Source organism: Mesocryomonas lacus (assembly GCF_055730135.2).
Genome location: NZ_JBUZWE020000001.1, coordinates 21298 through 33756, shown reverse-complemented (window position 1 = coordinate 33756; position 12459 = coordinate 21298). Strand labels below are relative to the sequence as shown.

Here is a 12459-nt window from a genome sequence, read left to right as displayed (position 1 = left end):
CCGCCTATCCGTATCCCCTTCTATTACGACTCAGCCGATCGGGCAATGGTAAAAGCCGCGACTGGCTTGCAGATCAAAGCTTTCTTTTTGAGATGACTTTGCGATTCAGAGTATTTTAACCCCAGTTTATCCCGTCATCCCCCCAGCAATTCCCCCCACTACTTCGGAAACCCTGGGGGAAAATAGCCGTTTTCTGGGGGGAATTACGTCGGGGAACCAAGGGTTCTGAGGTGGGTTGCCGCTCCAGGAGCAAGGAGAACGTCGATGCCGAGACCGTCCGACCACCCGATCACCGACGAGCCAGTCAGCCCGATCGACCCGAAACAGGATCCGGATAATAAGGCAGAACTGGAATCCGTGCTCGTCGATGATGCCGACGATCTCGAAGGGAGCGAGGATGACGAGGCGAAGCGGCTAGAACGCTTCGACCAAGACCTTTTCGAAAGCGGTGGCCCTTAGGCCGTCAATTCTTCGACCGAGATACCGAAATGCTTTGCCAAGGCGGCGGCTTGCCAGTCCTGCAAGACGCGGCCGAACTCCATGCCGCGCACGACATTCTCGGCGATCCTGGTACCAGCGGCGACATCCTCGATGCTCTGGTTGGCGGCCAGTCGCAGACGAACGATGTTGACGGAGACGCTCATAGAGCCTCGATCTGTGCTGACAACGCGTCGCGGGCCCGGTCGAGCACTTCCATCTCGCTCACACCTTCACGCGCATCGATCAGCACCGCCTCGAGGTCGGAGTAAATGTCGATCGTGAGCCGCGCCATTCTCTCGCTCGGCTGGAATGGATCGAACGTCGGTGCTCCCGTGATCCTGGCATCCAGCTCGACGAGCAGGCTCTCCATCAGCAGCCCGTCGTGGGTGGGCAGTGCTTTGATCGAAGCACGCTGTTCGGCAATGAAGCGCTCGATGACCGTCCGCAAATCCTCCGGCATCTCGTCGCTCTCCCCGTCTTCATCGAGTCATCATATGGAACGTCGCGGCCGCAAGCGTAGCAGGCTTCCTCCCCTTGTCCGCAGACGCATGTGTCGCCACGCAGCCGCAGTCGACGAGACCCGTGTTTTGGCAGGAATCGCAGAAAGGTAGCGTCATGCCGGCTTTCCTTCGAGCGCTTCGGTGGCGATCTCGAGGATTCCTTTGAGTTCCAGGGGGGATCCGTATTCGCCGGCCGTCTCGAATGCCTTGATCCCGTCGCGGGCGATCTCGGCGATCCGACACATGGCAGCCTTCAGATCGATAACCGGGTCCGCCGGCAAAGCATCGTCGCCGTCAGTCCGGTCGACCGGCGGCTCCAGACGGTGCTGAAGGATCCGACCGGCCAGCCACTGCGATGGCGGCTTCGGTGCTGAGTTCGCGTTCTCGAGGTGATCCCGGCTCGCACGGAGGTGAGCGAGCGCTGTTCGGGAGATCGCGAGAGAAGCCTCGATCTGGCGCATCTGGGTCTCACGCTCGGTGATCGAGGCCACGTTCTTCGCGATGGCGGCGCTGACGCGCTCGAGGTCGGTCGGCGGTCGGATGGGTGTGGCAGATGCGTTCATGCTGCTTCTTCCAAGGTCTCGCGCAGCCGGCGCATCAGCACCAGGCGCTTCCGGGCGGACATGATCGTAAGCTCTGCCTCGGCGATCTTCCGGTCCAGCTCGACGGCGAATGCGGTACCCGCAGGGAGGGCCGCCTGGGTCGGGCGCCGGACGCGGATGCGATTCCGCTCCATGAACCGAGTGACGGCCGTCTCCGTGCGCCCGAGGTAGGCCGACATCTCCGCGGGACTCCTGCCCTGCTCCGCAAACTGGCGCACCCTGCGGCCCTCTTCATCCGTCCAGTGCCGGTAGTCTCTCATGTCGCATTTCCTTCTTCGGGCACTGCCGGAACAAGGCGCAGCGTTGGGTTGTGGACCGCTCGGATGACCTGGCGGATTTTCAGATGGCTCCGGTGCGAGGGTGGGATCAGGACGCTGACGTTCTGCGCTTCGGGATCCGCTGAGATCTCGGCAGCGAGACGCTGAAGCAGTTCATGGCGCTCGGCATCCGCACGCCGAACACGGCTTTTCCAGAACTGAAGCTCCCTTGTCTTCTCCTGCAACAGCTCGCGAGTCGTCGGCACGACTGCCTCCGAGGATCCGCTCATGACGGCACCGGCAAGCGGTCTGGCAACGTCGAGAGCCATCTCGAGTCGTCGTCGCGGATGTCGCGATGCGAGCAGTGAATCCACAGCTGCAGCATTGCCTCCCGGGCGCTCGGGCATGGCTTCGGGATTCGGAAGCGGCGGCCCAAATGCCCGTGCATGATGCCGGTCCATCCCTCGGGCGTTGACGCGATGCGGACCTGGACTGACGGATCCTTGGGATGACGGCTGACGTAGATCGTCATGCCGCGATCCGCCGGTGTATCTGCATGCGGTCCAAGGCCTGCGATACCGCAACACGCGAATAGCCGACCGCTTCGGCGATCGCGGTGGGTGACATTCCCTTGTCAACCATCGCTTGGAGCTCGGCGCGTCTGCCGGTCAATCCCAACCTCGGCGCGTGATGCACCTTCGGACGCAGATCCAATTCGCGCACGATCCGATGGACGGTCGGCATCGTTATGTTGTTCAGGCGGCTGATGTCGACCTGAGACAGGCCGGCGGCGATTCCGGCACGGACGCGGCCGATGTCCCCCTCGTCGTAGGGTGCTTTCCTCGCTGTCGCTTCCGGCAGCAGCTGTTCCGATGGGCGTGCCGGGGTCGATTTGAGCCGGATGTCGCGCACGATGGGCTGCGGCATGCGTCCAGTCTCGACCAATACGCCGATGACGGTCACCTGATGGCAGCCGACCTGCTTTGCGATCCGGCTGATCCTCCATCCTTTGTCATGCTCTTCGCAGATCCGCTCGCGCTGCATTTCCGTCAACGCCCGTCGGCATCCGAGTTCGCTGATGCACTTCGTTGCCGCTTTCTGCGAAACGCCCAGCAACGTCGCGATTGCCGGCGTTGTCAGGTTCGTTGCGCTGAGGTTGATAAGATCTTCGTCTCGGTCGGTGGTCCATACCCGCCTGAAGTTGTCGTCTTCCATGAATTTATCCGCATGCGTATGTCGAATTCCAATGCTTTCACATTAATATTTTTCTGGATAGCCTGATTCGTAAAGTCTTTCGACTTTCGAAACATTATTTTTCCCGCATCATCCGCTTGCCGCTTTCGCGCGACAGTAGGATGTTTTGTTTGTCCAAGCCGACTAGTGCTTGCCGACCCATCCGCCAAATCATGGATTTCCCGCATATTTCTCAAATACGCGGCACATTTCCAAAATGCGCGATTTTAGTATTCGGAGATAAAATGAGTAGAATCCTTCGTTCCCTCGCGAAATCCTTGCGACGGATGTTCCGTGCCCTGACTCGGCTCGGCCAGTACGGCGTCGGCTTCCTCGGCGGACTTTTCACAAGCCTGCTGGATGGAGGCGGCGATGGCGTCCCCGATGAGGTCGTCGTGGAAGAGGTTCAGGACGCCCCTGCCCCGACCGCTGCGCCCAAGCCTCCTCGTCCGGTAGACCTGGCTCAGCTGTCCAAGGCGGCGTTGCTTTACTTGGAAGCCGGCCGTCCGATCAGCGACCTCTTCGACCCGAAGGATCTGAATCAGGTCTCTGCCCAGGTGTGGGTCCAGTCGCTCGACGAGAGCGGCCGTCGGGCGCTCCGGCATGTCTCGATGGCAGCCCTTGGTGAACATCTGCGCATCGGCGGCCGGCGGGCGGTCGGGCTACCCGCGTTCCCTTTGACCACGGCACCGGCGAACAGGAGTGCCGCGGCAATGGCCCAGCCATCCCGCTCGTTCAAGCTTATCGACTTCGAAGATCTCGGACGGAGGGCTCAGATCTAAGAGAGACCGCGGCGTGCGAAAACTCGGTGCGCGGCTGCGAGCTCCTCGTGGAGTTCGGCAACCTGGGCTTCCAGGGATGCGGTGCGCTGACGCTCCGTGGAAAGGGCGGCGACCAGGCGGTCGGCGCTCTCCTTGCTCACGACGCGGATGGTGCGGCCAGGCATACGGCGACCGCGCATCGGAGCACGGGCAAACGAGGCGGCGCAGGAAATGACGAGGGATTCGATGAGCGGAATTAGCATGTCGGGCTGTCCTTGAGACGGCTTCTGTATTCACGGAGGAAAGCACACATTGGTTGAAAAATCGATAAGCGGGCATGAGCGGATCAGGCAACGAGAGATCCGGCGCCAGGTCGCAGTCCGTGTCGCGAGGCACCGAGCGGCTCATCCAGATCGGCCTCGTAGCGTTGCGGTTGATGCAGCGATCACCCAGAGCCTAGGCGACCTCATTCTGGAAATGGCCCGCCGCCAGGAGGCGGATCCGGCGATCGTCGCCGTCATCCGTCGCGTGAAGGACCTGGCACTCGCAAGACTGGGCGGAGGCGAAGAGGCAAGGCACGCAATCAAGGTTAGATTGAACGGAGTTGCTCGGGTCCGGAAGGATAAAACACCGTTACCACCTAACTCTAGTGACAATCCGCAATCCCGGTGAATGTACCCGTTACGTCATCAGTCGTTAACAATAATTTCAGATTGGCCAACCCGGCACCCCATACATTCACTTTCGGGCTTGGCATTGCTACTTGAAGAGACCATAACGGGTCCGTAGCTGGCTTGGGCCGGACGCCCGTCACGCAGGACGGAAGATAGGCCTGCCGGCTTGGGCCGGTTTCTCGGGGGCTTCAGGGAAACGCTCTGGAGCCCCTTCGATTCATGGGATACGAATGTCTCATGACCGAGCATTCTCCGCACCGCCTGACGAACCTGAAGCGCTCGGAGGATATCCGCGCCATGTGCGACATCGTTGGCCTCCCATACACCGACCTCGCGCTCCTGATGGGGGTTACCGAGGCAGTCGTGAAGTCATGGGGCCGTGGCCGAAGCCCGCCGAAGCCTGGCTTCTATCAGCTGCTGCAAGACCTGATCGATTACCAGACCAGCAGGGATGACCGGGTGCCGAATGTGGTCCTGGACCATCCGGACATTCAGGACCGCATCGAGACCCGAAGGCAGATCTGGCGCCGCCTCGACCGTCGTCGAATGGGCGATGCGGCCGTGCTCCGAGCGTGGCCGTGATCCTTCGATCACGAACAAGTGTGTCTTGAAGACGCAATTTCGCCCGTTGGTCATTGACATGCCGATCATCGTCAGCGCTATAATCTCTCAGCAAATCCCGAGTCGAGAACTCGACGTTAAAAGAATAGAAGCCCCGCATCGGGGCTTCTATGAGTCTAGGACTCCTACTGTTAGAGACGTCGGAATCGTTCATCGTTCCCGCCCCCATGGGGGGCAGGAACAAGAAAGTAACAGGCCCTTCGGGCCACCCGCCGGGGGCTGTCGGGGGTCAGCACTCTCGCCCGACCTTCGAGCCACATTCTTCGGCCTTGCCCGGCTCATCCCCATCCGCGGCGAGTATCATTGCTGCCCCGGGGGACGACGACGAGCGGGGCATGAACGACTGATGGAGATGGACAGATGGCGGAGAAGGCACACACACTACCCACCGAAACCGCCGAGCAGCAGGGTTCCTGGATCCCGTCCGCCGCGTCGACGCTGATGCATGGGGACCTTATCCGCATCCGTGAACTCGTCGACAAACGCCAAGTCTGCGGCACCGTGCAGACCGTCCTGAAGACGACGGTCAAGCTCAACGACAGATGGCGGGAGGTCCTCGAGCAGCAGCTCAAGGTCACTGTCGCCAAGGTCTACCGTGTGGAGGAAAAGTACCTTTGGGCCCTCACGACGAGCGTCACCCTCGACGACGTGCCGACCGCGATCGAGAAGGCCAGCGAACGTCTGCAGCGTGTGACGAAGAAGGACGCCAGCCACCGCCGCCAGGTCTACCGCGATCCGGCAACCGGGCCGGCTGACCGAAACCAGGACGCCGTGGCGCATTCGAGGCCCTTGGTCCGCCGGGACTTCTCTGACCTGGTCATGTCGGGCGAGCAGTACGGCCTGGACCCGGACAAGATCGCGGAATCCATCTGCGCAGCCCCGGAATTCTTCCGGCACAAAGCTCCGGCGCCCACGTTCGACGAGGTCGAAGCTTGGATCAATCAGACCGCAACGCCCGCAAACTGGGTCAGGTCATACGTCGTCGCCCTGCTCGAGACGGCCGCATCCCAGCTGACCGAAAGCCCTGCCGCGGCGGCATCTTCGGTGCAGGAAAGCATGGCCGCATGAGGTCTTTGTCTATCCCGGAGTCGCCTTTGTACTTGGAGCTCGTGGCGGCATGTGCTAGGTATAAGTCGACATTCGAGCGAACGTCACACCTTGATGCCCTGGCCGAGATACCCTCTCGTCAGGGCATTTCTTTGTCGCGTGCCAGCACTCATCTGGAGCCGTTCCCGGAAAGCGACGACCCGGATCCGGACGCCGAGATCGAGGACGACCGGGACGACGATCCGATCTCGAGCGTCGGCGACAACGACTTCATCGAGGACCTCGACGGTCCGGTATGGAGCCGCTGATGGCGCACTACTCGATCCATGGCCTGAAGAGGCTGGGCAAACGACTGCACCTGCTCGGCAACGTACTGCCTGACGGAATCCAGCAGCAGATGGACAACACGGCCATCGAAGCGATCAAGGTCATGGCGCCGCTGGTCCACGCGGACATCGAGGGCGGCCCGAATAGATTCATGCAGATCAAGCCGGGAAGCCGCGCCTCTTCGGTCATTCCCAGCGTTCGCAAAAACGGAGCTGATAAGGGCGTGGCATCGAGTCGGGTGTTCGTGCAGCCGGAGCAGTCCAGGATCTTCAAGTTCTCGCTCGACGGCGACCAGACCCGCGAGCACGGCGATGTCGGCAACGCGACGAGCTACAACTTCACACCTCTGGCGGGATTCCTGCGCGCACGTCAGGGCATCAACCTGACCGCCACGGGGAATATGCCGACGGGCGCGATGAAGAAGCTTGTCCGGCGCTCGATGTCGACATCGGAGAAGCAGGTCGCCTACGACGAAAGCGAGGCCAAGAAGCCCGAGGCGAAGCGAAAGACGAAGCCCAAGGTCATTACCAGGAATCCCGGCGACCAGGATGACGTGTTCTGGGGCAAGCCTCGGGGCCGCGGACCGGACGCTAAGATCGGATTCTGGCAGCGTCCGAAGGTCAGGGATCATCCGATCGAGCTGCTCGTCTCCGGCGTCAAAGAATCCCCGTACGATGGCGACCAGCTCGTGCCCGCATGGAATGAAGGCGTCACCATCGCGGCCGACAAGAGCGACGATAACATGGTGCGCGCCGTCGACCATGCCGTGAATAAGGTGATCGCCGCGGTGCGCTGAAACCGGTAGATCTGAGGCTGAGGCTTCGGAGATACGGAATGCCTAGCGAGCGTATGAAGGGTGCAGATGCCAAGATGAGGCGGGCCTATGCCCACCTTACGGCTCTGATCGATGCCGAGAAGCGCTTCACCGATAGCATCCGTGTCGTCAGGGAAGAGGCGGACGGGACAACCCGGAAGCTCGTCCTGCGGTTCGATGACGATCCCCAGAATGAAGATGTCAGCGTCATTGTCGGCGACCTGGTGCACAATCTTCGCTCTGCCATGGACTATGCCGCCTGTGCTCTGGTCCTGGCGCACGCCCCCGAGGCCAACCTCAGCAAGGTCCAGTTCCCTTTCGGAGACCTCGGCAAACCGCTGAACCATGAGCAACGCCGACGTATCGGCAGGATCGGGAAGGAAGGCGAGGCGCTGATCGAGGCGATAAGGACTGATGGCGGCGTCAGCCTCGACATCCTCCATGAGATGGGAAACCAGGACAAGCACCGCCTGGTCGTCGCATCCGTCATCGAGCAGCACTCGCTCGAGGTCATCCTCGATTTCAGCCAGGGCATCGTCACCGGCCACTTCGCCTCGCCCGTGATCGATCGATGGAAGTGGGGCGAGCCCCTGCATGACGGCGACGTGCTCGGGTACGACGACACCTCGACACCGCAGTTCGAGACCCGGTTCGCATTCGCCCTCGGCTTCAGCCTCGACGGCGACCACCGGACCTTCAAGCTGCACGACCTGCATGACATGGTGCACGCGGTCCATCGGTCGCTCGAGGCCATAGGGGCACGCGTGGGGCATACCCCGGTGCCCTGACGCTGCCCGGGGTCGGTGGGGCAGGCCTACCCCCCAGGGGGCCCCACCCCCCTCGACGCTTCGTGGGGGCTTTTGGCGGAGCTCCCGATTTTTCTCTGACCGATTCCGCCAGCCGGTGCCACCGCCGCCGCCGGTCCGACCCCGCTCCTGATCCGCGTTCGGAATGGGCCTGTCCCCCTATGGGGGAAGGCACCCCCATCCGGCCCGCCTTACCGACCGGTGGCATGGGCCCTGGATCCGGGACATCGATCCGTGCCCCGGCCATGCCGCATCCTCGGTGCTCCGATCAGCCTGAGCTCCCTCGATGGCCCGACGCCCTACCCCGATCCCGGTCGGACCGCGCCGCACGCATGCCGACAAGGTCACCGCCGCCATCGACGGTGCCGAGAAGCCGCTGCGCGTCGTCAGCCAGACCTGATTCATGCAGCTCACCGGCATCGACCGGTCCACCCTCAGCCGCTGGATCGACAAGGGCTGCCCCACGGTACGGTCGGGCAGATCCGGGAAGGCGACCGACGTGGACGTGAAGGAAGTCTGGGCCTGGCGGGAGGACCAGGTCCGCAAGGAGGTTGCGGCCAAGTATGCCGACAGCGGTGAAGGCCCCAGCGACATCGACGCCGCCAAGCTGGAATTCAAGCTCGAGCTTATCAAGGGCCAGAAGATCAAGACGGCGATCGCCACCGCCCAGGTTCATCACAATCCGACCCTGCTTCTCGTTATCGGCATCATGATCAACGCCTTCCGGACCTCGATCGACGGCCTGGCCAACAGGATCGAGCGGGAGAACCTGCAGGGCCTCGCGCCGTCCGTCGTCCGAGATGCCAAGGACGGCATCCAGCTGCAGTGCCGTGCCGCCCTGCGCGAGGCGAAGCAGATCATCGACCGGGGAATCAGGAACGCGACGAAGAACAAGCTGCTGGAAGCCGGGGCCGAGATCGACGCGATCTTCGACGGCGACGAGGACGGAACCGACGATGGCGAGGAGTAAGGGCTCGCGCTTCCGTCCGCCGCTCCGAACCATTCCCGGCGTCGTGGACACCAGGGACATCCGGTTCGTCGAGGCAGTCCGCAAGCTTGTGACGGCCGGCGACATCCCCTTCATGGACGCCGTCCGCGTCCTGTCCCGGACCGTGATCCCCCGCAATCCGGTCAGGATCGCCGACTGGGTGCGGAGGAACCTCGTCGTCCCCGGCGGCAAGACCAACCGCCCCGGTCCGATCCTGCTGGCCCGGATGCAGGGGGCGATCGCGGACCTCTTCCAGGATCCCGAGGTCAAGCAGGTGACGTACGTGAAGGGCCCCCGCATCGGCGCGTCGTTCCTGTTCGCCTCTGCCATGGCGTACTTCGCCGCGCACCTGAACCAGCCGGTCATGTTCTACGACCGCGCCCTGAAGAACAGCCGCACGTTCTACGAAGAGAAGTTCCGGGCGATCTTCGAGGCCTCCGACCGGATCAGCGATCTGCTCCCGGAGGAACGCAGCTCGGTCGACCGCCAGCGCTGGACCGACAGGATCCTGAAGACCGGTGCCGGCGTCCGCTTCCGGTCGGTCTCGGACAAGATCAAGTCGGACAACGCGGTCAAGCTGTTCGCGGACGAGGCCGGCGACATCGCCTACCGCAACCGGGGCGACACTGGCGAAGGCTCCAAGGTCGACCTGCTGAAGGCGCGTGTCCAGGAATTCCCGGACGGCATGGTCATCCTCGGCGGCACGCCGACGGCCAAGGGCGAGTGCACCGTCTCCGAGGAATACGCGAAGTCGAACCGCTGCGAGTGGTTCATGGAGTTCAAGTGCTGCGACCATGTCGGCGAGTTAGTCACCGACGTCCGGGAAGCCGTCAGCCGCGGCGTGAAGTACGGCCCGGGCCTCCGGTACACCACGAACCCGGACGGCTATGCGAACGACGTCTGGTACGAATGCGGCAACCCGCGCTGCCAGGCCGAGATCCCGGAGACCGACAAGGTCCCGCTGATGAACACCGGCTGGTGGCAGCCGACGACCGACAAGGGCGAGCCGGGTCACTGGGGCGTCAGATCGTGGATGATCCACTCCCAGGATCCCAAAGGCCGCTGGATCGACATCGCCGAGGCTCACCGGGCCGCCTGCGATCATCCCGACAAGATGCAGTCCTTCGTGAACCTCTTCCTCGCACGGGAATGGGTGGCACCGGAGGCCCGGTCGATCGACATTGCCGACCTGATCCGGAACGAGCAGCACTTCGGCATGTTCGATTGCCCGGGCTGGGTCCGGTTCCTGTTCGCCGGCATCGATGCGCAGCGGGGCTCGGACACGGATCCGGATCGTCCGCCGCGAATGGAGGTCGTCGGCGTCGGCCTCGACATGCGGCGCTGCGTCGTCGGCCACTGGGTGATCAAGTCCCAGACCGTCATCGACCGCGACACGAAGAAGGAGATCTTGGTCCCCGTCCTGCCGTACTCGCATCAAGCTGGTGTGCAGATCGCCGCTATCCTTGACCGGAAATATTCCTGCGCGGACGGCAACATGCCGCCGGTCATCCTGACGGCCTGCGACGTGGGCTATGAGATGGAACAGGCCACGGGATTCGTCCGGTCGCTGCAGTCCGGACAACGCGTCGTGCCGGTGCGGGGCTTCGGATCTCTGAGCGGCGGCGACACCCTCGTCGGGCGTGATGCCGAGCATCAGTCCTACATCTTCAAGAACGGCGTCCGGGTTCAGAAGCTCGGTACTCAGGCCATCAAGACGTACCTGTGGGACACGCTCGGCCTGCCCTCCCCGGCCCCGCAGTCGTGGACGTTCCCGGAGGACATGGCGCCCCACTTCTACAACGACATGCTGGCCGAACACCGGGTCGAGACCCCGACCGGAAGGCTGAAATGGGTGACGAAGGACAAGTCGAAGTTCACCGGTGAGGTGTTCGACTGCACCGTCTACGGCCTGGCTGCCGAAATGATGGAGCGGGAATGGACGAAGTTCGGGCGCGACATCATGACCCCGACGATCCGTATCACCAGAAGGGCGATCGAGCAGGCGGTCGAGGCCATGGCGTCCACCATCGTCGAGGCCGCCGGCGCGGTCACCGCAGCGGTCGCCGGGTCATTGAACCGTGCCGCCACCAGGTGCAACGACCGCCGAGATCTTCGCCCATGTCTGGAAGTGGCCGATCATCCAGTCCGCGCAGCTCGACCGCGAGCTGAACGTCATGTCCGCCATGGTGAAGGCCGGCCTGATGCCGCCTCGCAAGATGGTCGAGGACTACTTCGGCATCTCCTACGACGAGATGATCAGGCAATTTGCGGAGGATGCTGCCCGGTGCCAGGCGCTCGGGCTGAAAGTCTACGCCGCCGAGTGGTCCGCCGACACGACGATCGCCAAGATGATCCTGCAGGCCGTCGAGGAGCAGGAGATCCATGAGATCGATCATAGGAACGCGGCCAAGCTCGACAAGTCGGTTGTCCCTGGCTCGATCGACTGAAAGATGTCAGCCTAAGCGGAAAGGCTGGAGGTTGGTTCTTGTTCGCGACTCCTACGTTTGCCGAAGCTGCGGCCAAGCTGACCGTCTTCATCAACGGCACAGTCATCCCGTTCAGGAGCATCCCCCATACGGTCCAGCGGTTCTGCCCACCGCTGTTACTCCACAATGATCACGACGTGCTCGATCTGGCGGTGTCCGGATCTGCATTCCTGCTTCGGTTCAAGAACCGAAATTTCCTGGTCTGCACGCACCATCAGCTAGAATTCAAGGACTGGGACGCCACACCAGAGGATGTGATGATCGTCATCCAGGAGAACGGCAAGAATGTCGGTCTGACGCCTAGCGGCATCAACTCGGTGCACGTGGACGATCACTACGATCAGACGAACGGCGACATCCGTATCCTTGAATTCCAGTCAGGTCCCGCAGTCCGCAATCTCGCGCCCCATTTCCTGGATCTCGACATGGAAAACGTGGCGACGCTGAGCAGCGTAGCGCCGGCTGATATCGATCTCCTGTTCGCGATCGGCTATCCGACCCAATTCCGAGATTACGACCCCATCCTGAATGGCGCCTTCGAAGCCATAGGACTGAACCTCATCTCGAAATGGGTAAAGTTGTATCTGCGGACATCGGATCGTGCGGCATCGCGGATGGGGGACACCCGCATACCTGTCCATACGATCAAATCCCATCATCCAGACGATATCGGAAACCCCGACGGGCTGAGCGGTTCGCCGGTCTTCTTCATCTGGAAGGACAGTCGGAGCTTTCGGTACCTCGGCTTTGCCGGGATGATAACCCATGGTTCTTCTGCCGGATCATTCCTTCTCTACGATGCTGATACGATCAAGAAGCTGCTGCAGGAGATCGTACGGTCTCCCCTTGCGCCTCCGGTGTGA

18 protein-coding genes are annotated in these 12459 nt (G+C 62.3%); 10 read left to right on the top strand and 8 right to left on the bottom strand.

Features of this window, described 5'->3' with window-relative positions:
• Window positions 1–264: 264 nt before the first annotated feature.
• The gene (locus tag ACZLZY_RS00185; protein WP_472931379.1) at window positions 265–459 is read left to right on the top strand and encodes a hypothetical protein; all 195 of its coding nucleotides are present in this window, start codon (window positions 265–267) and stop codon (window positions 457–459) included.
• Here the strand turns inward: ACZLZY_RS00185 and ACZLZY_RS00180 are convergent.
• The 7 genes from ACZLZY_RS00180 to ACZLZY_RS00150 form a co-directional block, all read right to left on the bottom strand.
• Window positions 456–644, bottom strand: a complete 189-nt coding sequence (locus ACZLZY_RS00180; RefSeq protein ID WP_472931377.1) for a helix-turn-helix domain-containing protein — start codon at window positions 642–644, stop codon at window positions 456–458. The genes ACZLZY_RS00185 and ACZLZY_RS00180 overlap by 4 nt on opposite strands.
• Window positions 641–940, bottom strand: coding sequence for a hypothetical protein (locus ACZLZY_RS00175; RefSeq protein ID WP_472931376.1), 300 nt, complete (start codon window positions 938–940; stop codon window positions 641–643). The genes ACZLZY_RS00180 and ACZLZY_RS00175 overlap by 4 nt, the downstream gene beginning before the upstream one ends.
• Before the next feature lie 153 nt (window positions 941–1093).
• Window positions 1094–1441: a hypothetical protein gene (locus ACZLZY_RS00170; protein ID WP_472931374.1), complete on the bottom strand. Its 348-nt coding sequence runs from the start codon at window positions 1439–1441 to the stop codon at window positions 1094–1096.
• 98 nt (window positions 1442–1539) lie between these two features.
• Window positions 1540–1842, bottom strand: coding sequence for a hypothetical protein (locus ACZLZY_RS00165; RefSeq protein WP_472931373.1), 303 nt, complete (start codon window positions 1840–1842; stop codon window positions 1540–1542).
• Window positions 1839–2105: a hypothetical protein gene (locus ACZLZY_RS00160; protein WP_472931372.1), complete on the bottom strand. Its 267-nt coding sequence runs from the start codon at window positions 2103–2105 to the stop codon at window positions 1839–1841. Before ACZLZY_RS00160 ends, ACZLZY_RS00165 begins: the two co-directional genes overlap by 4 nt.
• 20 nt (window positions 2106–2125) lie before the next feature.
• On the bottom strand, window positions 2126–2371 hold the full coding sequence (locus tag ACZLZY_RS00155; protein ID WP_472931371.1) for a hypothetical protein: 246 nt from the start codon (window positions 2369–2371) through the stop codon (window positions 2126–2128).
• Window positions 2368–3054: a hypothetical protein gene (locus ACZLZY_RS00150; RefSeq protein WP_472931370.1), complete on the bottom strand. Its 687-nt coding sequence runs from the start codon at window positions 3052–3054 to the stop codon at window positions 2368–2370. The genes ACZLZY_RS00155 and ACZLZY_RS00150 overlap by 4 nt, the downstream gene beginning before the upstream one ends.
• A gap of 263 nt (window positions 3055–3317) precedes the next feature.
• Between ACZLZY_RS00150 and ACZLZY_RS00145 the strand changes: the two genes are divergently transcribed.
• Window positions 3318–3854 (top strand): hypothetical protein, encoded by a 537-nt coding sequence (locus tag ACZLZY_RS00145; protein ID WP_472931369.1) that lies wholly within the window; start codon window positions 3318–3320, stop codon window positions 3852–3854.
• Here the strand turns inward: ACZLZY_RS00145 and ACZLZY_RS00140 are convergent.
• Complete coding sequence (locus tag ACZLZY_RS00140) at window positions 3851–4096, bottom strand: hypothetical protein (protein WP_472931368.1); 246 nt, start codon at window positions 4094–4096, stop codon at window positions 3851–3853. The genes ACZLZY_RS00145 and ACZLZY_RS00140 overlap by 4 nt on opposite strands.
• Window positions 4097–4744: 648 nt before the next feature.
• Between ACZLZY_RS00140 and ACZLZY_RS00135 the strand changes: the two genes are divergently transcribed.
• From ACZLZY_RS00135 to ACZLZY_RS00100, 8 genes are all read left to right on the top strand, one after another.
• Complete coding sequence (locus tag ACZLZY_RS00135) at window positions 4745–5089, top strand: helix-turn-helix domain-containing protein (protein ID WP_472931367.1); 345 nt, start codon at window positions 4745–4747, stop codon at window positions 5087–5089.
• 399 nt (window positions 5090–5488) lie between these two features.
• Window positions 5489–6196 carry a hypothetical protein gene (locus ACZLZY_RS00130; RefSeq protein WP_472931366.1) on the top strand — a complete coding sequence of 236 codons (708 nt, stop codon included), beginning with the start codon at window positions 5489–5491 and terminating at the stop codon, window positions 6194–6196.
• A gap of 131 nt (window positions 6197–6327) precedes the next feature.
• Entirely contained in the window at window positions 6328–6483 is a 156-nt protein-coding gene (locus tag ACZLZY_RS00125; RefSeq protein ID WP_472931365.1) for a hypothetical protein, read from the top strand.
• Complete coding sequence (locus ACZLZY_RS00120) at window positions 6483–7298, top strand: hypothetical protein (RefSeq protein WP_472931364.1); 816 nt, start codon at window positions 6483–6485, stop codon at window positions 7296–7298. Before ACZLZY_RS00125 ends, ACZLZY_RS00120 begins: the two co-directional genes overlap by 1 nt.
• Window positions 7299–7336: 38 nt before the next feature.
• Window positions 7337–8104, top strand: a complete 768-nt coding sequence (locus ACZLZY_RS00115) for a hypothetical protein (protein WP_472931363.1) — start codon at window positions 7337–7339, stop codon at window positions 8102–8104.
• Between the two features lie 421 nt (window positions 8105–8525).
• Window positions 8526–9092, top strand: a complete 567-nt coding sequence (locus tag ACZLZY_RS00110; protein WP_472931362.1) for a hypothetical protein — start codon at window positions 8526–8528, stop codon at window positions 9090–9092.
• Window positions 9079–11496, top strand: a complete 2418-nt coding sequence (locus ACZLZY_RS00105) for a terminase gpA endonuclease subunit (protein WP_472931361.1) — start codon at window positions 9079–9081, stop codon at window positions 11494–11496. The genes ACZLZY_RS00110 and ACZLZY_RS00105 overlap by 14 nt, the downstream gene beginning before the upstream one ends.
• Before the next feature lie 99 nt (window positions 11497–11595).
• Entirely contained in the window at window positions 11596–12459 is an 864-nt protein-coding gene (locus ACZLZY_RS00100; protein ID WP_472931360.1) for a hypothetical protein, read from the top strand.